20 protein-coding genes are annotated in these 23,129 nt (G+C 74.6%); 14 read left to right on the top strand and 6 right to left on the bottom strand.

All coding sequences use genetic code 11. The features are described 5' to 3' along the window. The first annotated feature begins 70 nt into the window (after positions 1–70). The 3 genes from GV155_RS00955 to GV155_RS00945 are packed head-to-tail and all read left to right on the top strand — an operon-like array spanning position 71 to position 1,874. A complete protein-coding gene (locus GV155_RS00955) occupies positions 71–469 on the top strand; it encodes a phage holin family protein (RefSeq protein ID WP_160004421.1) in 399 nt (132 codons plus the stop codon). Further along, on the top strand, positions 466–1,020 hold the full coding sequence (locus GV155_RS00950) for a low molecular weight protein-tyrosine-phosphatase (protein ID WP_328820779.1): 555 nt from the start codon (positions 466–468) through the stop codon (positions 1,018–1,020). The genes GV155_RS00955 and GV155_RS00950 overlap by 4 nt, the downstream gene beginning before the upstream one ends. Then, positions 1,017–1,874, top strand: coding sequence for a fructosamine kinase family protein (locus GV155_RS00945; RefSeq protein WP_160004419.1), 858 nt, complete (start codon positions 1,017–1,019; stop codon positions 1,872–1,874). The genes GV155_RS00950 and GV155_RS00945 overlap by 4 nt, the downstream gene beginning before the upstream one ends. On the opposite strand, the gene GV155_RS00940 is transcribed toward GV155_RS00945, so the two are convergent. Next, the gene (locus GV155_RS00940) at positions 1,865–2,380 is read right to left on the bottom strand and encodes a PKD domain-containing protein (protein ID WP_160004417.1); all 516 of its coding nucleotides are present in this window, start codon (positions 2,378–2,380) and stop codon (positions 1,865–1,867) included. The two genes, GV155_RS00945 and GV155_RS00940, sit on opposite strands and share 10 nt — an antisense overlap. Before the next feature lie 164 nt (positions 2,381–2,544). Here GV155_RS00940 and GV155_RS00935 point away from each other — a divergent pair, with 164 nt between their 5' ends. Further along, positions 2,545–3,264, top strand: coding sequence for a response regulator transcription factor (locus GV155_RS00935; protein WP_236553802.1), 720 nt, complete (start codon positions 2,545–2,547; stop codon positions 3,262–3,264). A gap of 1 nt (position 3,265) precedes the next feature. Then, positions 3,266–4,702, top strand: a complete 1,437-nt coding sequence (locus GV155_RS00930) for a HAMP domain-containing sensor histidine kinase (RefSeq protein WP_236553793.1) — start codon at positions 3,266–3,268, stop codon at positions 4,700–4,702. Positions 4,703–4,705: 3 nt separating this feature from the next. Here GV155_RS00930 and GV155_RS00925 read toward each other — a convergent pair whose 3' ends face one another. The 3 genes from GV155_RS00925 to GV155_RS00915 are packed head-to-tail and all read right to left on the bottom strand — an operon-like array spanning position 4,706 to position 8,536. Further along, positions 4,706–5,974, bottom strand: coding sequence for an anthranilate synthase component I family protein (locus tag GV155_RS00925; RefSeq protein WP_160004413.1), 1,269 nt, complete (start codon positions 5,972–5,974; stop codon positions 4,706–4,708). Further along, positions 5,971–6,582, bottom strand: a complete 612-nt coding sequence (locus GV155_RS00920) for an anthranilate synthase component II (RefSeq protein WP_236553791.1) — start codon at positions 6,580–6,582, stop codon at positions 5,971–5,973. Before GV155_RS00920 ends, GV155_RS00925 begins: the two co-directional genes overlap by 4 nt. A gap of 1 nt (position 6,583) precedes the next feature. Then, positions 6,584–8,536 carry an anthranilate synthase family protein gene (locus GV155_RS00915; RefSeq protein WP_160004411.1) on the bottom strand — a complete coding sequence of 651 codons (1,953 nt, stop codon included), beginning with the start codon at positions 8,534–8,536 and terminating at the stop codon, positions 6,584–6,586. A gap of 84 nt (positions 8,537–8,620) precedes the next feature. Here GV155_RS00915 and GV155_RS00910 point away from each other — a divergent pair, with 84 nt between their 5' ends. Next, a complete protein-coding gene (locus tag GV155_RS00910; RefSeq protein WP_160004409.1) occupies positions 8,621–10,081 on the top strand; it encodes an MFS transporter in 1,461 nt (486 codons plus the stop codon). Here the strand turns inward: GV155_RS00910 and GV155_RS00905 are convergent. Next, on the bottom strand, positions 10,014–12,254 hold the full coding sequence (locus GV155_RS00905) for a HelD family protein (protein WP_201300007.1): 2,241 nt from the start codon (positions 12,252–12,254) through the stop codon (positions 10,014–10,016). The genes GV155_RS00910 and GV155_RS00905 overlap by 68 nt on opposite strands. A gap of 159 nt (positions 12,255–12,413) precedes the next feature. Here GV155_RS00905 and GV155_RS00900 point away from each other — a divergent pair, with 159 nt between their 5' ends. From GV155_RS00900 to GV155_RS00865, 8 genes are all read left to right on the top strand, one after another. After that, on the top strand, positions 12,414–13,967 hold the full coding sequence (locus GV155_RS00900) for a molybdopterin-dependent oxidoreductase (protein WP_160004405.1): 1,554 nt from the start codon (positions 12,414–12,416) through the stop codon (positions 13,965–13,967). A gap of 120 nt (positions 13,968–14,087) precedes the next feature. Next, the gene (locus GV155_RS00895) at positions 14,088–14,783 is read left to right on the top strand and encodes a fasciclin domain-containing protein (RefSeq protein ID WP_160004403.1); all 696 of its coding nucleotides are present in this window, start codon (positions 14,088–14,090) and stop codon (positions 14,781–14,783) included. A gap of 46 nt (positions 14,784–14,829) precedes the next feature. After that, entirely contained in the window at positions 14,830–15,492 is a 663-nt protein-coding gene (locus GV155_RS00890; protein WP_328820778.1) for a sigma-70 family RNA polymerase sigma factor, read from the top strand. Next, entirely contained in the window at positions 15,489–16,232 is a 744-nt protein-coding gene (locus tag GV155_RS00885; RefSeq protein ID WP_160004401.1) for an anti-sigma factor, read from the top strand. Before GV155_RS00890 ends, GV155_RS00885 begins: the two co-directional genes overlap by 4 nt. Further along, positions 16,232–18,310: an FAD-dependent oxidoreductase gene (locus GV155_RS00880; RefSeq protein WP_160004399.1), complete on the top strand. Its 2,079-nt coding sequence runs from the start codon at positions 16,232–16,234 to the stop codon at positions 18,308–18,310. The genes GV155_RS00885 and GV155_RS00880 overlap by 1 nt, the downstream gene beginning before the upstream one ends. After that, entirely contained in the window at positions 18,307–19,695 is a 1,389-nt protein-coding gene (locus GV155_RS00875; protein ID WP_160004397.1) for an SAM-dependent methyltransferase, read from the top strand. The genes GV155_RS00880 and GV155_RS00875 overlap by 4 nt, the downstream gene beginning before the upstream one ends. Further along, positions 19,692–20,975: an SAM-dependent methyltransferase gene (locus tag GV155_RS00870; RefSeq protein WP_160004395.1), complete on the top strand. Its 1,284-nt coding sequence runs from the start codon at positions 19,692–19,694 to the stop codon at positions 20,973–20,975. The genes GV155_RS00875 and GV155_RS00870 overlap by 4 nt, the downstream gene beginning before the upstream one ends. A gap of 124 nt (positions 20,976–21,099) precedes the next feature. Continuing rightward, positions 21,100–21,951, top strand: a complete 852-nt coding sequence (locus tag GV155_RS00865) for a DUF1295 domain-containing protein (protein ID WP_236553789.1) — start codon at positions 21,100–21,102, stop codon at positions 21,949–21,951. Positions 21,952–21,991: 40 nt separating this feature from the next. On the opposite strand, the gene GV155_RS00860 is transcribed toward GV155_RS00865, so the two are convergent. After that, entirely contained in the window at positions 21,992–23,083 is a 1,092-nt protein-coding gene (locus GV155_RS00860) for a YihY/virulence factor BrkB family protein (RefSeq protein WP_236553787.1), read from the bottom strand. Positions 23,084–23,129 lie beyond the last annotated feature (46 nt).

Raw genomic sequence — 23,129 nt, 5'->3', positions numbered from 1 at the left:
GCCGGAGTCGGGCGGCGGGGCCGCGACGACGGTTCAGGCGGCGTTCAGCCAGGACTGGGAGGATGGGCGGGTGACCCGATTCCTCACCTGGCTGCTGACCACCGCCCTCGCCCTGGCCGCCGCGACCGCCCTGCTGGACGGGCTGCGCTTCACCGGGCCGCGCTCGGGGAGCGCCGAGATCGAGTCCAAGATCCTGCCGCTGCTGGCGGTGGCGCTGATCCTGGGCGCCGTGTCGGCGTTCGTGAAGCCGGTGCTCCAGCTGCTGTCCTTCCCGCTGATCCTGGTGACCCTCGGGCTGTTCCTGCTGGTCATCAATGCGTTCATGCTGCTGCTCACGGGCTGGCTGGCCGAGCAGCTCGGCCTCGGGTTCCGCGTCGACGGCTTCTGGTCGGCGGTCGGTGGGGCCGTCGTGATCACCGTGGTCACCTGGGCTCTCGACGCCCTCCTCGGCACCGAGAAGCGGGCGTGAGCACCGACCCGACGGGGTCGCAGCACCCCGGGCCGGCGCTGCCGGAGCCACGCGTCCCCGGCCGCTACTCCGTGGCGCTGGTCTGCCTGGGCAACATCTGCCGCTCCCCGATGGCCGAGGTCGTCCTGGCCGACGCCGTGGACCGGGCCGGGCTGGGCGACCGCGTCGCCCTCGCCTCGTGCGGCACCGGCGCCTGGCACGCCGGCGACCCGATGGACCGCCGCGCGGCGGCCACGCTGGTCGCCCACGGCCTGGACCCCTCCGCCCACCGGGCCCGCCACCTCGACCCCGCGGACCCGTCGTGGTTCACCCACGACCTGCTGCTGGTGATGGACGCGGCCAACCTGCGCGACACCCTGGCCCTGGGCCCCGACGAGCCCGACCGGGTCCGGCTGTTCCGCTCCCTGGACCCCGTCGGCACCGGGGCGGACGTGCCCGACCCCTACTACGGTGGCGACGACGGCTTCGAGGAGGTGCTGGGCATGGTGCGCCGGGTCAGCGACGTGCTCGTGACCGCCCTCCCCGCACTGCTCGAGGAGCGCCCGGGATGAGGAGGACCACCGCCGTGCGCCGCGTCGAGGAGCTCCTCGGCGTCGCCGTCGTCTCGTCGGCCCCCGTCAGCGGCGGCGACGTCGCGACGGTCGCCAAGCTGCGCGTCTCGGACGGCTCGACCGTGCTCGTCAAGACGATGACCGCCCCTCCGCCCGGCCTGTTCGCCCGCGAGGCCGCGGGCCTGCGCTGGCTGGCGGAGCCGGCCGGCGGGGTCGAGGTCCCCGACGTGCTCGCGGTGGCCGACGACGCGCTGGTCCTGCGCTGGGTCGAGCCGGGCCGACCCACGACCGACGCCGCCGCCGACCTCGGCCGCCGGCTGGCCCGCACCCACGCGGCGGGCGCCCCGGCGTACGGCGGTCCCGACGGCGACGGCTGGATCGCCGGCCTGCCGATGCCCCAGCGCACCGCCGCGACCTGGGCGGAGTTCTACGCCGTACGCCGGGTGCTGCCCTACCTCAAGCTGGCCCGGGACCGCGGCGCGGTCGACGCCCGCGAGGCCGCCTCGGTGGAGGCGCTCGTGGGGCGGCTGACCACGCTGGTGCCCGAGGAGGGTCCGGCGCGGCTGCACGGCGACCTGTGGAACGGCAACGTGCTCTGGGCCGCCCACGGCACCCGGCTGATCGACCCGGCGGCGTACGCCGGTCACCGCGAGGCCGACCTGGCCATGCTCTCGCTGTTCGGGCTGCCGCACCTGCAGCGCCTGCTCGAGGCCTACACCGACCTCACGCCGCTCGCGCCCGGGTGGGAGGACCGCACCGCGCTCCACCAGCTCTACCCGCTGCTGGTGCACGCCTGCCTGTTCGGCGGCGGCTACGGCGCCCGCGCGGCGCGGGCGGCCCGCCGCTACCTCTGAGGCCACGACCCCCGGGGGCCGCCGGGCAGCCGCAGGCGGGCGACGTCGGTCAGACCCGTGCCGTCGCGGACCACCACCGTGACCACGGCCGGCGCCCGGCCGGTCAGCCGCACCCGGGGAGCTGCCCGCGCCCCGTCGTCGTGGTGCCCGTCGCCGTCGAGGTCCCACCGGTAGGTGAGCGGTTCACCGTCGGGGTCGGTCGACCCGGAGGCGTCGAGGCCGACCAGGACCGGCGGCCGTCCACCGCCGGTGAGCTCCGGCACCCGCAGCACCCGTGCCACCACCGACGCCACCGGGGCCTGTCCGGGCGTCGTCTCGGCCCCAACGTGGGCGGCCCCGACCCGGGCGGCCCCGACCTGGGTGAGCGTCACCGGCCCGGCCGGGTCACCGGGCGTCCGGGTCACCGCGACGACCGCGGCGGCCACCACGACCACGACCGCCGACGACAGCAGCATCGGGAGCCGGCCCGGGACTCCCCCCAGGGTCGGTCGGTCCGATCGAGCCATGCACGTCCCCCCGTGTCCGGGGCCCGGAGCAGGACCCGCTGACGAGCGCGATGCTAGACCAACGCCACCCCGGTCCGGCTCCCGTCCAGCAGCACCGGCAGCACGAGGCGGGCCGTACCGTCGACTCTCAGGCACACCTCAGCCCCGGCTGGCAGAGTGGAGCGGTGAGCACCCCCGCCAGCAGCACCCCCGGCGCCGAGCGCCCGCGCGTGCTGGTCGTCGAGGACGACCGCGCCGTGCGGGAGTCGCTGCGCCGCTCGCTGGAGTTCAACGGGTACGCCGTCCGCCTCGCCGCCGACGGCGCGGAGGCGCTGGCCGTGATCGGCGAGACGGACCCCGCCGTGGTCGTGATGGACGTGATGATGCCGCGGCTCGACGGCCTCGAGACGACCCGCGCGCTCCGGGCGGCCGGCAACGACGTGCCGCTGCTGGTGCTCACCGCCCGCGACGCCGTCGGCGACCGGGTCGAGGGCCTCGACGCGGGCGCCGACGACTACCTCACCAAACCGTTCGCCCTCCAGGAGCTGCTGGCCCGGATCCGGGCGCTGCTGCGACGGACCACGCCCACCCCGGGGGAGGACGACGAGGTGCTGGCCTTCAGCGACCTGACGATGAACGTCGCGACCCGCGAGGTGGACCGGGCCGGTCGCAGCATCGACCTGACCCGCACCGAGTTCGCGCTGCTGGAGATGTTCCTGCGCCGGCCCCGCCGGGTGCTCGACCGCTCGTTCATCCTGGAGGAGGTCTGGGGCTTCGACTTCCCGACCAGCGCCAACTCCCTCGAGGTCTACGTCGGCTACGTCCGGCGCAAGACCGAGGCGGCCGGCGAGCACCGCCTGATCCACACGGTGCGCGGCGTCGGCTACGTCCTCAAGGCGGGCTGAGGTGCGCCGGCGCGTCTGGCGCTACCGCCGGTCCCTGGCCAGCCGGGTGATCGGGCTGACCACCATGGCGGTCGGCCTGACGGTCGCGCTCGTGGCGTACGCGGCGTACATGACCGTCCGCTCGCAGCTGCAGAGCACGCTCGACGAGTCGCTGATGACCCGCGCGGAGCAGGCCGCCTCCTCACCGACGCTGTCCCAGCTGACCACCGCACAGGTGCCGGCTGCGGCGCTCGGCGCCGCCGACGTCCGGATCGCGTTCCTCTACTCCGACGACGTGCGGGTGCACACCTACGACTACGGGCCGCCGCTGTCGCTGGGCCAGTCGCCGCCCGAGGTCGAGGTCGCCGAGGGCGCGCGGTCCTCCAGCCTGCGCACCGTCGCAGCGACCACCGGGGAGGACTACCGGATCGCGGCGGTGCCCTCGCCCGAGGCCGGCACGGCCCTGCTGATCGCGCAGTCGTTGGACTCCCAGCAGCAGGTCCTGGCCCGGCTGGGCACCGTGATGCTGGTCTTCGGGCTGCTCGGCGTCGCGGTGGCCGGCGCGGCCGGGTGGGCGGTCGCCAGCAACGGCCTGCGACCCGTGCGGCGGCTGACCCGGTCGGTGGAGCACATCGCGCGCACCGAGGACCTGACCCCGATGGCGGTCGAGGGTGACGACGAGATCGCCCGCCTGGCCGCCGCCTTCAACCAGATGCTGGCCGCCCTCGCCGCCTCCCGGGACCGGCAGCGCCAGCTCGTCGCCGACGCCGGGCACGAGCTGCGCACCCCGCTCACCTCGCTGCGCACCAACCTCGACCTGCTCAGCCAGGCCGAGTCGGGCGACCTCGGCCCGGCGCTGCCCTCGGAGATGCGCCGCGAGCTGATCGAGGACGTGCGCGCGCAGATCGAGGAGCTCACGACCCTGATCGGCGACCTCGTGCAGCTCGCGCGCGACGACGGCGTCCGGCCCGCGGTCGAGCCCGTCGACCTCGCCGGCGTGGTGGAGAACGCCGTGGCCCGGGTACGCCTGCGCGCCCCCTCGATCCGCCTCGACGTCGAGGTCCAGCCGTGGTGGGTGGTCGGTGACGCCGCCACCCTGGAACGCGCCGTGACCAACCTGCTCGACAACGCCACGAAGTGGAGCCCCACCGGCGGCACCGTCACCGCCCGGATGCGCGACGGCGTGCTGACCGTCGACGACGAGGGCCCGGGCGTGGCCGAGCGCGACCGCCCGCACGTCTTCGAGCGCTTCTGGCGGGCCGAGGAGTCGCGGTCCATGCCCGGCTCGGGCCTGGGGCTGTCGATCGTGCAGCAGGCCGTCCACCGGCACTCCGGCGACGTCGAGGTGACCTCCTCCCCCGCCGGGGGCGCGCGCTTTGTGCTCACGCTGCCCGGCAACCGCCAGCCGCTCACCCTCGACCCCGGCGCCGACCTGATGCCGGAGACCGTCGACGGCTGAGGCTCACCCGAGCAGCGCCGCCCGCAGCCGGGCTGCCTTCCAGCGCGACTCCTCCCACTCCTGGGCAGCCGTCGACTGCACGGTGACCCCGCCCCCGGTCCCGAGCTGCCACCGGTCGTCGCCGGCGGTGGTCAGGGTCCGGATCACGACGCCGAGGTCGGCCCGGCCGTCGGCGCCGACCCAGCCGACCGCCCCGGCGTACGGGCCGCGGGGCGAGCCCTCCACGGCGCCGATCACCTCCATCGTGCGGCGCTTCGGCGCCCCGGTCATCGACCCGGCCGGGAACAGCGAGCGCAGCGCCCCGACCGTCGTCACCTCGGGCCGCAGCCGGGCGCGGACGGTCGAGACGAGCTGGTGCACCCCGGGGTACGACTCGACGGCCATCAGCGACGGCACCTCCACCGACCCCGGCTCCCCGACCACCGCCAGGTCGTGGCGCAGCAAGTCGACGATCATCAGGTTCTCGGCGCGGAAGCGGGGCTCGGCGGCCAGGCGCGCCGCCAGCGCCGCGTCGGTCACCGGGTCGGCGTCGCGGGGCAGGGTGCCCTTGATCGGCCGGGTCTCGATCCGACGCGACCCGTCGGCGGCGAGCTCGACGCGGGCGTACCGCTCGGGCGACGAGCCCAGCATCCAGCCGCGTGCGCCCGGGAGGTCGTGGCGGACCAGGGCGGCGTACGGCGCGGGGCTGCCCGTCCGCAGCGCCGCGTAGACCTCGAGCGGTGCGCGGTCGGAGGCCAGGTCCTCCCGGTAGGTCAGGTTCACCTCGTAGGTGTTGCCGGCATGGAGCTGCTCCTGGACCTCGGCGAACGCGGCGGCGTACCAGGCCGGCACGTCGTCGCCCGGCGGCCCCTCGGCGTCCGGGGAGGTCGTGTGCCCCACGACGGCGCCGGGACCGTGCTGGGGCACACGACCCCCGTCGGGGCGGACCGCCACCCAGCGCGAGGGCCGCATCCAGACCGCGTCGGGCAGCCCGCCGGTCCAGCCGGTCAGCGCCGGCAGGTCCGGGCGGGCGGCGTATCCCGCCCACCCGACCCACCGGGCGTCCGCGGGCCCGTCGGCCAGGGCGTCCTCGAGCGCCGCGAACGGGTCGTCGCCGACCGCGTCGGCACGGCCGCCCGCGTGCCGGGTGACGGTGCGCGTGGCGGCGTCGTAGGTCAGCGACGGGTCCGCGTCGTCGAGCAGCCCGAGCCAGGGCCCGTCGGTCCACGGCCCGTCCAGCCAGGCGCTGCGCGGGTGGGCCCCGACCGCGGCGAGCGCCTCGGCCGGGCTCACCGGAGCCCCAGGAAGCCGGAGACCAGCGCGGCGCCGTGCTCGGTGAGCACCGACTCGGGGTGGAACTGGACGCCGACCTGCGGGAGGTCGACGTGCGCAACGCCCATGGTCAGCCCGGTCCGCTCGTCGACCGCGGTGCGGCGCAGGCAGGAGGGCAGCTCCACCGCGGCCAGCGAGTGGTAGCGCACCGCGTCGAACCCGTCGGGCACGCCGGCGAAGACGCCCGCCCCGTCGTGGCGGACCGTGGCCAGCACCCCGTGCCCGGGCGGGACGCGGTCGACCCGGCCGCCGTAGGTCGTGACCAGTCCCTGCATCCCGAGGCAGACCCCGAGGACGGGGGTACGGGTCGCGGCCGCCCCGCGCAGCACCGCCGCCCCGACCGCGAAGTCGGCCGGCACGTCCGGGTGCCCGGGGCCCGGCGAGAGCACGACGTGAGAGTGCGCGAGCACGGTGGCGGCGTCGGTCTCGTCGTGCTGCACCACCGTGGGAAGGACACCGGTGACGGCGGCGACCAGGTGCACCAGGCTGTGCGTGTAGGAGTCGTGGTGGTCGACGACCACCACGTCGGGCACGGTGCGTCCGGGGGGCGCCGGGGCCGGGTCGGGCACGTCAGTCCCCGAGGACGGGCTCCAGCAGGTCGACGACCAGGCCGTGCACGAGGTCGTAGCCGTGCTCGGTGAGGATCGACTCGGCGTGGAACTGGATGCCGCGGTAGTGCGGTCCGCGCAGCGCGTCGACGTCGCCGGTGTCCGGGTCGGCGTCGACCGAGACCCCGTCCGGGAGCACCGTCGAGGAGTCCGGTCGCCCGACGAAGGTGTTGTAGAACCCCACCCGCTCGCGCCGGCCGCCCACGGTCACCGGGGACTGGATGCCCTGGAAGACGATGTCCTTGTAGGCCAGCGGGACGCCGATCTCGTGGCACAGCGCCTGGTGGCCCAGGCAGATCGCCAGGAACGGCTTCTGCTGCGCGAGCAGGGCGGTCACCGCGGCCCGCAGCCGCACCATCTTGGGGTCGCCGTCGTCGCGCGGGTCGCCCGGACCGGGACCGACCACGACCAGGTCGTGGGCGTCGAAGAACCCGTCGTACGCCCCGGGGTCGGCCGGCAGGTCCTCGTGCCGGACCACCTCGCTGACCAGGCCCATCACCGCGAGCAGGTGGCGCAGCATGTTGACGAAGTCGTCCTCGCCGTCCAGGACGACCACCCTCCGCCCGGCCAGGCGCGGGTCGGGCGCGGCGTCGTCCTGGTCGGTCAGCCAGAAGCCGGACAGCCGCCGGTTGCGGGCGTTCAGGGCCAGCAGGACGTCCTCGTCGGCGACCAGCTCGGCCACGTCGACCTGCGGGGTGGGCGCGGGCGGCACGAGGCCGAAGGCCGAGAGGATCCCACCGGCCTTGGCATGGGTCTCGGCCACCTCGTAGTGGGCGTCGGAGTCGCGCACCAGCGTGGCGCCGGCGGTCACGGTGAGGTTGCCCTCGAGGTCCACGTCGGCGGTGCGGATCACGATCGGGCTGTCCATCACGGGTCCCCCGGAGGGGTCGCGGCCCAGGACGGCCAGGGCCGCGCCGTAGTAGCCGCGTCCCGAGGTCTCGTACTTCCTGATCAGCCGGCAGGCGTTCTCGACCGGGGAGCCGGTGACCGTGGCGGCGTACATCGTGTCGCGCAGGATCTCGCGGGGGTCGCGGGCGCTGCGCCCGGCGAGGAGGTACTCGGTGTGGACCAGGCGGCTCATCGGTTTGAGGAAGGGCCCGAGGACCTGCCCGCCCTCGGAGCAGAGGTCGCACATCATCTTCAGCTCCTCGTCGACCACCATGAAGAGCTCGTAGACCTCCTTCTCGTCGCGCAGGAAGTCCAGCAGGCCGGCCTTGAGGTCGGCCTGGCCGGCGGCGTCCGAGTCGCGGGGGATCCGGAAGGTGCCGCTGATCGGGTTCATCCGGACGTCGCCGTCGTGCACGCTGACGTGCCGCTCGGGGGTGGCGCCGATCAGGTAGCGGTCGCCGGTGAAGAAGCAGAAGGTCCAGTACGTCCCGCGCTCGCGCTCCAGCAGCCGCTTGAACACCGCGAGCGCACGGGCCGGGCCCCAGTCCTCGACCTGCGCGCGGTAGTGCCGGCCGACGACGAGGTTGGCGCCCTCCCCCTGGCCGATCTCCTCGTCGATGATCGTGCGGACCAGGCCGGCGTAGGTCTCGTCGTCGGTCTCGAACCCGCCCCGGTCGGCGAAGGTCACCTCGACGTCGTCGATCGCGGCCACGACCTCGGCGACCGAGAACTCCTGCTCGGTCTCGACGTCGACCACCACCAGCGGGGTGCCGTCGTCGTGGGTCTCGAAGCCGCGCTCGGCGACCTGGCGGAACGGCACGGCCAGCAACCGGTCGGCGGTGCGGCCGGGGGCCGGCGGGCCGTCCTCGAGCGGGACGTCGAGCAGCGAGGCGACGACCGAGCGTCGCCCGCCGACCAGGCCGACGGTGTCGCGGTCGCCGGTCCGGGTCGAGCGCCGGATGATCGCCCACGCCTCGTGCCCCTGCAGCGCCTCGATCGCGGCACGGGCGTCGGTCGCGTCAGGCATGGGGCCAGCCTAGGGCTGGGCGACGGCGGGCCGTGACGGCGGCCGGACGGTCCTCGGCCCCGGGCTGCGATGATCGGCACCGAGATGAGCAGCGAGGTCGGGGCGCCGGGACGCGCCGGGCGTACGGAGTGGCTCGGGCTGGCGGTCCTGGCGCTGCCCACGATCATCATCGCCCTCGACGTCACCGTGCTGCACCTGGCGGCGCCGGTCCTGGCCCGCGACCTCGACCCGTCGCCCACGCAGCTGCTGTGGATCGTCGACGTGTACGGGTTCCTCATCGCCGGTCTCCTGCTCACGATGGGCACCCTCGGCGACCGGACCGGTCGGCGTCGACTGCTGCTCGTCGGCGCGGCGGTGTTCGGCGTCGTGTCGGTGGGAGCCGCGTTCGCCCCCACCCCCGAGCTGCTGATCGCGGCGCGCGCGCTGCTCGGCGTGGCCGGGGCGACCCTGATGCCCTCGACGCTGTCGCTGATCCGCACGATGTTCGAGGACCCCCGCGAGCGCACCACCGCGATCGCGGTGTGGATGGGCAGCCTCGGCGTCGGCAGCGCGATCGGCCCCCTGGTCGGCGGGGTGCTGCTCGAGCGGTTCTGGTGGGGCTCGGTCTTCCTGATGGGCGTGCCGGTGATGGTGCTGCTGCTGCTCGTCGGACCGTTCCTGCTCCCCGAGCACACCGCCGTCGACCCCGACCCGGTCGACCCGGCCAGCGTGGTGCTCTCGCTCGGCGCCGTGGTCCCGGTGGTCTGGGCGGTCAAGGAGACCGCCGCCGACGGCCCGTCCCCCGCCGCGGCCGTCGCCCTGGTCGTCGGCGTCGCGGCCGGGGTCGTGTTCGTGCGCCGCCAGCGCGGCCTGCGCACGCCGGTGCTCGACGTCGAGATGGTCTCGGAGGCGGCCTTCGCCCGGGCCGTGGTCACCCACCTGGGGGCGCTGTTCTGCTTCGCCGGCCTGCAGTACCTCCTGCTGCAGCTGCTGCAGAACGGCTACGGGCTCGGGGTGCTCGACGCGGGCCTGGCCACGCTGCCTGCGGTGGCGCTGGGCCTGGTCGGCTCGGTCGTCGCGCCCTGGTCCGTACGCCGGGCGCAGCCGGCCACGGTCGTCGCCGCCGGGCTCGTGGTCGGGCTCGTCGGCTTCGCCGTGATCGCCGCCACCGCCCGCGGCGGCGAGGTCGCGCCGCTGATGGCGGGCTTCGCGCTGGCCGCCTTCTCCGTCAGCGTGGTCACGGCCCTGTGCACCGACCGGATGGTCGGCTCGGCGCCGCCCGAACGGGCCGGCAGCGCCTCGGGCGTCTCCGAGACCGCCGCCGAGCTCGGCATCGCCCTGGGCGTCGCCCTGCTGGGGAGCCTGGCCACGGCCGTACGCCGCGCCGACCCCTCGCCCGCGGGGTACGCCGACGGCGTGGTCGGCGCCGCGGTGGCCTCGATGGTGGTCGTGGCCGCCCTGCTGGTGGTCGCGCTCCTGGGGAAGGGCCCGGGCCGCCTCAGCCGACCGTCGTCAGCAGCTGGGTCGCCCGGGTCAGCACGACGTAGAGCGTGGCCCGGCCGGTGACCGACTCGTCCTCGATCTCCTGGGGGCGCAGGACGACGATGCCGTCGAACTCGAGTCCCTTGGTGTCGAGGCCGGTCAGCACGACGACCCGGTCCTCGCCCGAGGGCGCGACGGAGGAGTCGACGGCCGCCCGGGCGCCGCGGGCGTCGTCGGCGCGCTCGTCCCACGAGGCCAGCCAGGCGTTGACCTCGGAGCGGCGGGCGGCCGGCACGACGATGCCGACGGTGCCGCTCACCTGCTCGGCCAGCGACGCGACCTCGCGCCGCGCCACCGTCTCCAGCTCCTCGTCGGCCGCGACGACCTCGCGCGGGTCGACGCCGGTCGACCGCACCGCCGTGGGCAGGTCGGCGTCCAGGCCGACCCGCTGGGCGTAGGCGGCCGCGTAGGCGTAGATCTCGGCCGAGTTGCGGTAGTTCGTCGACAGGTGGAAGGCGTGCACCGCCTTGCGCTCCAGCGCCGCCCGGCGCGCCTCCTCGGCCTCGGCCGGGACCGGCCACGAGGACTGGGCGGGGTCGCCGACGATCGTCCAGGACGCCGTCCGCCCCCGCCGTCCGACCATCCGCCACTGCATCGGGGTCAGGTCCTGGGCCTCGTCGATGAGGACGTGGGCGTACCCGTCGTCCTCGATGCTGGCCGTGGGCGCCGCCCAGGCACGCCCCGAGGGGGCGTACTCCCGGTCCGCGGCGGTGGTCAGCTCCTGCAGGTCGACGCGGCCCTCGAGGGCCTGGTCGACCGCCCGCATCGGGTCCTCGCGGTCCGGGGCCAGCGCCGGCACGTCGCCGAGGGCGTAGCGCAGCTCGTCGAGCAGGGCCACGTCCTGCACCGACAGGGCGCCCTTGGCGGCGGTGGCGACGGTGGCGACGGGGTGGTCGCCCCACGACTTGGTGAGCAGCCGCTGCTCGTCGTCCTCGAGCAGGCCGCGCCCGACCCGGGCCAGCAGCTCGGGGTCGCGCAGCCAGCCGAGGACGTCGACGGCGTGCAGCGGCGGCCACCAGCCGACGGCGAAGTCGACGAAGTCCGGCAGCGAGAGCAGGTCGTCGTCGAAGGCCTCCCGGCCGCGCTCGCGACCGCGGTCGCTGCGCACCTGGCGCCACAGGGCGTCGAGCAGGGCCGGCGCGACCCGGTCGACCTGGCGGTTGCGGTAGCCCTGGCCCATCAGCTGGCGGCGGACGCGCGTGAGCTGCTGCGGTCCGAGCTCGAGGACGTCGTCGCGCCAGAACGTCCGGAAGGTCTCCCGGGCGCCGGGGACCGGCTCCCGCGCCAGCCGGCGCAGCAGCTCGGCCATCCGTGCGGAGCCCTTGACGTCGGCCACGGCCGGGAGGTCGTGGCGCGAGGCCACGACGCCCTCGACGACCTCGCCGAGCGAGCGCAGCGCCACCGCGGTCTCCCCGAGGCTGGGCAGCACCCGCTCGATGTAGCGCATGAAGACGCCGCTGGGCCCGATCACCAGCACGCCCCCGGTCTCGTAGCGCCGCCGGTCGGAGTAGAGCAGGTACGCCGCGCGGTGCAGCGCGACCACGGTCTTGCCGGTGCCCGGGCCTCCCGAGATGGTCACCACGCCGCGGCTCGGGGCGCGGATCGCCTCGTCCTGCTCGGCCTGGATGGTGGCCACGATCGAGTGCATGGTCCGGTCCCGGGCGCGGGAGAGCTGCGCCATCAGCGCGCCCTCGCCCACGACCGGCAGCTCGACGCCCTCGGCCTCGAGCCGGGCCGCGGCCTCGGTGTCGAGCAGCTCGTCCTCCACCCCGACCACGGTGCGCCCGGCCGAACGCAGCACCCGGCGGCGCACGACGCCGGACGGCGTGGCGGCCGTGGCCTGGTAGAACACCGCCGCCGCCGGGGCACGCCAGTCGACCAGCAGCGACTCGCGGTCCGCGTCGCGCAGGCCGAGCCGGCCGATGTAGCGGGGCTCGGGGTCGGTGGCCGGGTCCAGGTCGAGCCGGCCGAAGACCAGGCCCTCGCGGGCCGCGTCGAGCTGGGCGATCCGCCGGGCGGCCTGGAAGACCATCGCGTCGCGCTCGACGAGCCCGCCCTCGTGGCCCATCCGACCGCGCTCGTGACCTTCCCGGGCCAGCCGCTGGGCGGCCACCCCGGCCTCGTCGAGACGCAGGTACACCGTGTCGACCACGGCCTGCTCGTGAGCGACCTCGCGCTCCACCAGCTCCTCGGACACGGATGCTCCCCCCAAGAACGCGGGCCGGACGACCGCGAGCGGCTCCGTCGGGGCCGCTCTCGCGGTCGCCCATCCTACGACCCTGCGAGCCGGCGGCCACCGCCCGCACCCCCGGGCCCGCAGGCCCATCCGAACGGCCCTCCGCTCCGAACACCACCTATGAGATCCCGCTCCGCCTACGCCGCCTTCGGCGTGCTGGCCACCCTCGTCGGGATGGGCGCCGGTCACCTCGTGGCCGCCTTCACCTCCCCCGCCTCCTCACCCGTCCTCGCCGTGGGCTCCGCGGTCATCGACCGCACCCCGGTCCCCCTGGCCCAGTGGGCCATCCGCACCTTCGGCGCCGCCGACAAGGCGATCCTGATCGGGTCGGTGATCGTCGGCGTGCTGCTGCTCGCCGGCCTGGCCGGCGTGCTCGCCCGTCGCCGGTTCGTCCTCGGAGCGGCCCTGCTGGTCGTCCTCGTCGCGATCGCGGCGGCCGCTGCCCTGACCAACGCCGGCGCCGGCGCCGTCGACGTCGTGCCCGCCGTGGCCACCGCGGTGGTCGGCGTGGCCGCCCTGGCGCTGCTCGACCGCCTGGCGCGCCGCGCCCGACCCGCCACCGCCGCCGACGACGGCGCCGCGCGCAGCGCCTCCCCGTCCCCCGGCGTCGGTCGACGCGGGGTGCTCCTCGGCGCCGGATCGATGGTCGTCCTCGCCGCCGCCCTCGCGGGCGCCGGGCGCCTGGTCGGCCGGCTCCGCTCGGCCCCCGCCGACGTCACGCTGCCCGCCGCCGCCCAGCCGCTCCCGGCCCTGCCGGCCGGCCTGGAGCGGACCTACCCCGACATCACCCCGCTCCAGGTGCCGAACGAGGACTTCTACCGCGTCGACACGCGCCTCGACGTCCCGATCGTCGACGTCGAGGACTGGACCCTGACCATCGACGGCGACGTGGACCAGGAGGTCGTGCTGACCTTCGACGACATCGCCGCGATGGAGCTGATCGAGCGTGACATCACCCTGACCTGCGTGTCCAACAGCGTCGGCGGCGAGTTCGTCGGCGGCGCGCGCTGGCTCGGCGTGCCCCTGATGTCCCTGCTGCAGATGGCCGGGATCGACAACACCAAGGCCGACCAGCTCTTCTCCACCGACGTCGACGGGATGACCATCTCGACCCCGTTCGAGCTGGCCACCGACGGCCGCGACGCGATGCTGGCGATCGGGATGAACGGCGAGCCGCTCCCCCGCGAGCACGGCTTCCCCGCCCGGATGGTGATCCCCGGCCTCTACGGGATGATCAGCGCGACCAAGTGGATCGAGCGGATCACGCTGACCACCTACGCCGCCCAGGAGGCGTACTGGACGCAGCGCGACTGGGCGACCGACGCCCCCATCAAGCCCTCGGCGCGCATCGACACGCCCCAGGGCCTCCCGGAAGAGGTCGCGCCCGGTGAGGTCATCGTCGGCGGCGTCGCCTGGGCCCAGACGCGCGGCGGCGTGGCCAAGATCGAGGTCAAGGTCGACGACGGCGGCTGGGAGGAGGCCGAGCTCGGCCCGGACGTCGACAACGACTACTGGCGCCAGTGGTTCTACCGCTGGGACGCCACGCCCGGCCTGCACTCCGTGGCGGCCCGCGTCACCGACGGTGACGGCGAGCCGCAGATCACCGAGGTCGCGCAGCCCTTCCCCGAGGGCTCCAGCGGCATCCACCTGCTGCAGATCTCCGTCTCCGACTGATCCCGGTCGGACCGGGACGGAAAAACTCTCCACCCACCCCCGATCCGACCAATCCGTCCCACCCCCCGCACCGAACTACACCCGACATCAGCGAGAAACCCCCGCAGGAAAGGCACCCCCATGAAGACCACGAACATCCGCCGTAACGCTGGCCTCGCGGCCTCCGCGATCGCCCTCTCCGTCACCCTCGCCGCCTGCGGCGACGACGCCACCTCGACCGAGAGCAGCGACACCGCTTCCGAGTCGCCCTCCGAGGCCGAGACCCCGGCCGAGGAGGAGACCCCCTCCGAGGAGCCCGCCGAGTCCGAGGCCGCCGCCGGCGCCGGTGCCGACACCTTCGGTGACGCCTGCAGCGCCATCCCGACCTCGGGCCCCGGCTCGTTCGACGGCATGGTCCAGGACCCGGTCGGCACCGCCGCCAGCACCAACCCGCTGCTCGGCACCCTCGTCGAGGCCGCCACCGCCGCGGACCTGGTCGGCACCCTGAACGACGCCGAGGCGCTCACCGTCTTCGCCCCGACCGACGACGCCTTCGCGGCCATCCCGCCGAAGACCCTGAAGTCCGTCCTCGCCGACAAGCAGCTCCTCACGCAGATCCTGACCCACCACGTCATCGGTGAGCAGCTCGGCCCGGACGAGATCGCCGGCACCCAGGACACGCTGAACCAGGACACCCTCGACATCACCGGCAACGCCGACGAGGGCGTCACCGTCGCCAACGGCGACAGCGGCGACGCGACCGTCCTCTGCGGCAACATCCCGACCGCGAACGCCACGGTGTACGTGATCGACCAGGTCCTGATGCCGGCTGCCTGATCGGGTTGTTCGTGCGCGAGCACGACCGACACGGCAGGATGGACCGGTGAACCCCATCGAGCCACTGGGCGGCGGCACCTCCTCAGCGGAGGTGCCGTCGTCCGGCTCCACCACCCCGGCCCCCCCGGGCCCGGTCACCACCGCCGAGCTGGGAGCCCTGCTCAAGCAGGCCGCCCGCGGCGACGACCAGGCCTTCGCGGTGTTCTACGACGCCACCTCCTCGCGGGCCTTCGGGCTCGCGCTGCGGGTCGTCCGCAACCCGGCCCAGGCCGAGGAGGTCGTCCAGGAGGGCTACCTCGAGGTCTGGCGCACCGCGGCCAGGTTCGACCCCGACCAGGGCAGCGCCATCTCCTGGTTGCTCACCCTGGTCCACCGCCGTGCGGTGGACCGGGTCCGCTCCGCGGAGGCAGCCAGCCGCCGGGACGAGAGCTACCACCACCAGAACCACACGGTCCCGCACGACTCCACCGCCGACGAGGCGCACGCCTCGTTCGAGGCGCGCCGGGTCCGCGGGGCGCTCCGCACGCTGACCCCGATCCAGCGCGAGGCCCTCGAGCTGGCGTACTTCGGTGGCTACACCCACACCGAGGTCGCCGGCATGCTGGACCTACCGATCGGGACCGCCAAGACCCGCATCCGCGACGGCCTCATCCGCCTGCGCGACGCCCTCGGGGTGGGCCAGACACCGGAAGAAGGAGCAAGAGCATGACCGACGTGCACGCGCTGTCCGGCGCTTACGCGATCGATGCTCTCGACGACGCCGAGCGCGCCCAGTTCGAGCAGCACCTCGCGCTCTGCGACGACTGTCGCGCCGAGGTCGCGAGCCTCCAGGAGGCCGGCGCCGAGCTGGCCACCACCACCATGACCACCCCCTCCGCCGCGCTGCGTGCCCGGGTCCTGGCCGACGTGGCCCAGGTCCGCCCGTTCCCCCCGGTGGTCCCCCCGGCCGGCGTCGCCGACCTCGCCGCCCACCGCAACCGCCGCCGGCGCCCGCTGCTGCTCGCCGTCGCCGCTGCCGCCGTCGTGGCCGCGGTCGGCGTCGGCGCCGTGGTGGCCCAGCCGTGGGCCGACGAGCCCGCCGTCGTGCAGGCGCTGCCCGACCCGACCGAGGCGGTCCTGGCGGCCTCGGACGCCGAGACCCACGCCACCGACCTGCCCGAGGTCGACGGCTCCGCCACCGCCACGGTGGTCCGATCGCGTGAGCTCGGGCAGGCCGTGATCATGACCCAGAACATGCCGGCGCTGCCGAGCTCGGAGGTCTACCAGCTGTGGCTGCGGATCGACGGCGACATGGAGCCGGCCGGGCTGATGACGGCGGCCGACAGCACGGTGCTCCTCGAGGGTGACGCCACCGACGCCGAGGCGATCGGGGTGACGGTCGAGCCGGCCGGCGGGTCGGCGCGCCCGACGACGCAGCCGGTCGCGTACGTCCCGCTCGAGACCGCCTGATGGAGGTACGCACCACCCCGGTCGCCCCGGGTTCCGTGGCCGTCGTGGGCTCCGGGGTCGCCGGCCTGACCGCGGCGTACGTCGCCTCGCGCACCGCCGAGGTCACGCTCTACGAGGCCGACGACCGCCTCGGCGGACACGCCGACACCCACCAGGTGACCGACCGGCGTCCCGACGGCACCGAGCAGGTGCTCGGCATCGACACCGGCTTCATCGTGCACAACCCCCGCACCTACCCGGTGCTGCTGCGGATGTTCGCCGAGCTGGGCGTGGCCACGCAGCCCTCGGAGATGTCGATGTCGATCCGCGACGACCAGACCGGCCTGGAGTGGGCCGGGGCGCTGGGGCGGCGCGGGCTGTTCCCGACGCGCGAGAACCTCTCCCGGCCCCGCTACCTGGCGATGCTCGCCGAGATCCCGCGCTTCCACCGTCAGGCCAAGGCCGTCGTGGCCCGGGCCCGGACGCCGTCCGAGCCGTCGGTGGTCGAGGACGTCACCCTGCGCGAGTTCCTGCGCCAGGGGCGGTTCAGCGCCTACTTCGTGCGGCACTTCATGGAGCCCCTGGTGGCCGCCGTCTGGTCGTGCGACCCCGAGGTCGCGCTCGACTACCCCGCCCGCTACCTGTTCACGTTCCTCGAGCACCACGGCATGCTCGGGATCTTCGGCAGCCCGCAGTGGCGCACCGTCACCGGCGGCTCGCACGCCTACGTCGAGAAGGTCGCCACCCACCTCCAGCACGTCCGCCTCGGCGCCAAGGTCACCTCGGTGCTCGAGACCGCGGACGGGGTCGAGGTCACCGACGGCAACGGCGACGTCAGCACCTACGACGCCATCGTGGTCGCCACGCACCCGTCCCAGGCGTTGGCGATGCTCGCCGAGCCGACCGCGCTCCAGCGCGAGGTCCTGGCCGCGATGCCGTACTCCGCCAACACCGCGCTGCTGCACACCGACACCTCGCTGCTGCCGACGGCCACCGACGCCCGCGCGTCGTGGAACTTCCGCCGACCGCTCGACGCCGACGCACGACCGGGCGAGGTGATGGTCACCTACGACCTCACCCGCCTGCAGCGGCTGCCCACGGACACGCACTACCTGGTCACGCTCGGCGGCGAGCACGTCGTCGACCCGGCCGCGGTGATCGCCCGGCGGGAGTACGAGCACCCGCTGTACAACCCGGAGTCGGTCGCCGCCCAGGCCCGCCTGCCCGAGGTCTCCGGCGACCGCGTCGCCTTCGCCGGGGCGTACCACGGATGGGGCTTCCACGAGGACGGCGCGCGCTCCGGCCTGGCCGCCGCCGAGCGGGTCGGCCTGACCTGGCCCACGGCCGAGCAGGCGCCCGGCGCCGCCGCGGCCCGGGAGCGCCGGGAGCTGACCGGCGTCTTCGAGACCACGGTGCGCCACACGCGCCGCCGCCCGTGGCAGCGCTCCTTCACCCACCGCACCCGGACCTGGGTGGTCGACCTCGACGACCTCCCCGACCACGGCCTGCTGGGCCGCTTCGAGGCCCGCGACCACCTCGGCGACCCCGAGCGGACCATCCGCGAGAACGTCGAGGCGTTCCTCGACCGCGAGGGCGCCGTGCCCGAGGGCGGGCTGCGCGGCGGCCAGGTCCTGATGACGGCCAACGCCCGTGCCCTCGGCTACGTCTTCAACCCGATCTCGGTCTTCTGGTGCTTCGACGCCGCCGGTGCCCTGGCCGCCACCGTGGTCGAGGTGCACAACACCTACGGCGACCGGCACGCGTACGTCGTGCACCCCGACGAGCAGGGCCGCGCCCGGACCGAGAAGGCGATGTACGTCTCGCCGTTCCACGGCACCGACGGGTGGTACGACCTGGCCGTGCCGGTGCCGGACGAGCGGCTGCACGTCGCGGTCACCCTGAGCACCGACGACGGGGCGCGCTTCAGCGCCTCCCTCGACGGCCGGCGGCTGCCCGACGACCAGCGTCGCGCCGCCCGCAAGGCCGCCCCCGCGGCCCTGCGCGGATCGGTCCTCATCCACGCCCACGGGATCTGGCTGTGGCTGCGCCGCCTGCCGATCCGCCCGCGCCCCGCGCACCACCAGGAAGGTGTCCGATGACCCTCGCCCCCGACCGCCGGTCGTCAGCCCCCCGCGCCGCGAACCTCGCCTCGCCCGACCTCCCCGGGCCCGACCGCGGCCCCGGCCGCTGGCCCGGGCTCGACGTCGTGCCGACCGGCCCCCGGGCCCGCGTCGCCTCCCGGCTCGCGCGCCGGATCTTCACCGCCGCGCTGCGCCGCCTCGACGTCACCGTCGAGCTGGCCGCCACGGCGAGCCGCCCGGCGCAGACCCTCGGCCGCGGCGGCCCGGTCGCCGTCGTGCACCGACCGGAGGAGTTCTTCACCCGGGTCGGCAGCGACGGCCTGATCGGGTTCGGCGAGGCCTACCTGACCGGCGTCTGGGAGGCCGAGGACCTGGGTGGGTTCCTGGCCGTCCTCGCCGCCGAGATGGCCGACCTCGTGCCGCGCCCGCTGCAGAAGCTGCGCGCGCTCTACGTCGCCCGGCCGCCGGCCTTCCACCGCAACACCGAGGACCAGACGCGCGGCAACATCGCGCACCACTACGACCTCTCCAACGACATGTTCGAGCTGTTCCTCGACCCCACGCTGAGCTACTCCAGCGGGCTCTTCGAGGCCGAGCACGTCACGGCCCTCGACGCCGTCGGCCCGCACCACCGCGCCCTGGCCCCCCGCGCCGGCGAGGACGGCGGCCCCGTGGCCGCCGACCTCGAGCCGGCCCAGGACCGCAAGCTCGAGCGGCTGCTCGACGTGACCGGGGTCGGCGAGGGCACCCGGGTGCTCGAGATCGGCTCCGGCTGGGGCGAGCTGGCCATCCGCGCCGCCCGCCGCGGCGCGCAGGTCACCACGATCACCCTGTCGAGCGAGCAGCAGAAGCTGGCCCGCGAGCGGGTCGCCGCCGCCGGGTTCACCGACCGCGTCGACGTCGAGCTGGTCGACTACCGCGCGGTGAGCGGGACCTACGACGTGGTGCTCTCGGTGGAGATGATCGAGGCGGTGGGGTGGCAGTACTGGCGCACCTACCTGGAGACCATCGACCGCTCCCTGGTGCCCGGCGGCCGCGCCGGCATCCAGGCGATCACGATGCCGCACGACCGGATGCTGGCCACCCGCAACACCTACACCTGGGTCAACAAGTACATCTTCCCCGGCGGGTTCCTGCCATCGGTGCAGGTCCTCGACGAGCTGAGCCGCGAGCACACCTCGCTGTGCCTGGGCGACCGGCTCTCGATGGGTCGCCACTACGCCGAGACCCTGCGGCTGTGGGACGAGACCTTCGCCGACCGCCGCGAGGAGGTCCTCGCGCTCGGCTTCGACGAGACCTTCCTGCGGATGTGGCACTTCTACCTGGAGTACTCCCGCGCGGGCTTCGCCGCCGACTACATCGACGTCAACCAGCTCGTCTGGACCAAGGAGCAGCACTCGTGAGCACCGCCGTCTCCCTCGCCGAGCGGCTCGCCGCCGTCGTCGAGCCCTTCCTCGGCGGTCCGCTGCCGGTCCGGCTCCGGGCCTGGGACGGCTCCGAGGCCGGCGACGCGGCCGGACCCCTCGTCGAGCTGCGCTCGCCGGCGGCCGTACGACGCCTGCTGCGCCACCCCGGCGAGCTGGGGGCCGCCCAGGCCTACGTCACCGGCGAGCTCGACGTGCCCGAGCAGGACGGCTGGGACCTCGACCGGGCGCTGACCTACTCCCTCCAGGTCGCCCGCGACCGGAAGCTGACCGGGACGCGGGTGACGCCCGGCGCGGTGCTGACCGCGGTCAAGGAGCTCCGGGCGCTGGGCCTGATCGGGCTGCCGCCCGGCCCCCCGGACTCGCAGGCGCAGGTCAAGGGCCGGCTGCACAGCAAGCTGCGCGACCGGCGTGCGATCAGCCACCACTACGACCTGTCCAACGAGTTCTACTCGTTGATCCTGGACCCGCAGATGGCCTACTCCAGCGGCTACCACGTCAAGCCCGACGTGAGCCTGGAGGAGGCGCAGCGCGCCAAGCTGGACCTGGTCTGCCGCAAGCTCGGCCTCGAGCCGGGGATGCGGATGCTCGACGTCGGCTGCGGCTGGGGCTCGCTCTCGCTGCACGCCGCCGAGCACTTCGGCGCCCAGGTCACCGGCGTGACGATCGCGGCCGAGCAGAAGAAGTTCATCGACGCCCGGATCGCCGAGCGCGGCCTGGGCGACCGGGTCGAGATCCGCCTCCAGGACTACCGCGACGCGGTCCCCTCCCCCCGCGAGGAGTACGACGCGGTGGGCTCGCTGGAGATGGGCGAGCACGTCGGGCAGGACAACTACCCGACGTACGCCTCCGTGCTGTGCCGGGCGGTCCGACCGGGCGGACGGGTGCTGATCCAGCAGATGTCACGCACCGGCAGGTGGCCCGGCGGCGGCCCGTTCATCGAGTCCTTCATCGCCCCCGACATGTACATGCGCCCGGTCGGCGAGACCGTCGCGATGCTGGAGCGCGGCGGGCTCGAGGTGCGCGACGTGCACGCCCTGCGCGAGCACTACGTGCTGACCGTGGCGGGCTGGCTGGAGCGCTTCGAGGCCAACGTGGAGCGGCTGACCGAGCTGGTCGGCGAGGAGGTCGTCCGCGTGTGGCGGCTCTACCTCGTCGGCGGGTCGATGGCCTTCCGCGACGGCCGGATGGGCGTCGACCAGATCCTGATGGTGCGGCCCGGGGCGGCGCACACCCTGCCGGGCGAACGGGCCTGGTGAGGCGGTCCCGCGCCGCTGCCACACGTTCGTGTGGCTGGCGGGCCCGGATCACCACACGAACGTGTGGCAGCGTCCTGCGCGAACGGGCGAGGGGCACCGCGGGACGCCCGGCTACGTTCTGGGCGTGAGCACCTTCCCCCTGATCGTCTTCGTCCTCGCCCTCGGCGCCGCCACCGTGGTCGCGGTGATGGCCCTCACCGCGATCCGCGGCCAGCAGCTCGGCGTGGTCGCGGTCGTCGACGTGGCCTGGGGCTCCGGGTTCGTCGTGGTGGCCCTGGTCTCCGCGGTGGTCGGCCAGCTGCTCGGACCCGACGGTGGGGACGCGACGTTCCAGCGGTGGTTCGTCCTCGTCCTCGTGGCCCTGTGGGGCGGCCGGCTGGCCTGGCACGTGCGCTCCCGCTTCAACGGCGAGCACGCCGGCGAGGAGGACCCGCGCTACGCCGAGATGCTCGGCGGCTCCCTGGCCGAGGTCGGCCTCGCCACGGCGGTCAAGCGGGTCTTCGTGGTCCAGGGCACGGCGATGTGGGTCGTCTCGCTCCCGGTCATGGTCGGCGCCGTCACCGACCTGGCGTACTGGCCGGTCCTGGTCCTCGGTGCGCTGGTGTGGGCCGTCGGCCTGGCCTTCGAGACCATCGGCGACCGGCAGCTCACCGCGTACAAGGCGGAGCCGAAGGAGACCCGGCCCACGGTCATGGACCGCGGCCTGTGGGGCTGGACCCGGCACCCGAACTACTTCGGCGACGCCACCGTCTGGTGGGGCCTGTGGCTCGCCGCCGGCCTCGCGTCGGGCTGGGCCGTCGGCCTGGCCACGGTGGTCGCCCCGGTCGCGATGACGTTCTTCATCCGCAACGTCACCGGCGCCAAGCTGCTGGAGAAGAAGATGAGCCAGCGCGAGGGATGGGACGACTACGCCGCCCGCGTCCCGCTGTTCTTCCCGCTCCCGCCGGGCGTGAAGAAGTCGGCCTCGCGGGGCTGAGCCCCGGGCCGCGACGTGGCGTACGGGGCGCGTGGGGCTGCTACTCCCGACGCGCCCGCGCCTCCTCCTGCATCCTCGGCGTGACCACCGGCATCGACCCGGTCTCCACCTGGTCCTTGGGGGAGTCCGGGTCGGGGACGAACTCGTGGGTGTCGCCGTTGCGCTGGTCGAAGCGGATGGTGACCGTCTCGAAGCCCTTGTGACGCTGCATCTGCGCGTACGCGGCGTAGGCCCGGCGGTCGGCGTCGGTGAGGTCGACGGCGTCGGTGAACGGCGTCAGCAGCGCCCGCGGCCAAAGCCGGCGAGCAAGCACCACGTTGACCTCGATGCCGAGGACGCCCATCAGCGAGGCGATGTAGATGATCCCGACGAGCCCGAGGACCAGCCCGAAGGTGGCGTTGACGCCGGTGGTCTCCGCGACGACCCGCTGGGCGTAGATCGTCCCGACGTACTGCAGGCCCTGCCACAGCACCGCCGTGACGAAGGCACCCGGCGCGGAGCGGCCGAAGCCGTGGCGGCGCGAGGCGGCCAGCCGGAAGAGGACCGTGAGCCCGAGGCCGACGGCGACGGTGGTCACCAGCGAGATGCCGAGCCGCACGATCCCGGCCAGGTCGGCGCCGAGCACGTCGGTGCTCGAGCCGAGCACCGAGACCGTCGTGACGCCCAGCACCGCCACCCCGGAGGTGGTGATCAGCGCCAGGCTCTTCAGCCGCAGCAGGAACGGGTTGGGCCGGCTGTTGCGCGGCACCGACCACGCGATGTTCATCGCGTTCTGGATCGCCTGGCCGAGGCCGAGCGCGCCGTACGTCGCCGCCAGGATGCCGACCGTGACGCCGAGCGCCGAGCCCTGCAGCCGCTCCGGACGGCCGAGCTCGTCGCCGATGATCGGGAAGTTGGCCAGCGCCGACGTCAGCACCTGCTGCTGCAGCTCGGGGTTGCCCTGCAGCAGGAAGCCGAGGATCGTCGAGGCCAGCAGCAGCAGCGGGAAGATCGCGATGAAGGCGTAGTAGGTCAGGATCGCGGCCAGGTAGTTGCCCTGGTCGTCGAAGAACTTGTAGAGGATCCCGATCGGGACGCCGACGACGCGGTGCCGCCGCTGGAAGCGGTCGGCCCTGCTCACGACGTCGGACACGCCCGTACGGTATCCGCCCCGAGCCCCCTGACCTGCCTCGACGCGA

Origin of the sequence: Nocardioides sp. AX2bis (assembly GCF_902506435.1) — a bacterium.
Classification (GTDB): Bacteria; Actinomycetota; Actinomycetes; order Propionibacteriales; family Nocardioidaceae; genus Nocardioides.
Note: the sequence above shows the minus strand (reverse complement) of the source record. Positions and strands in the feature narration are given on the sequence as shown.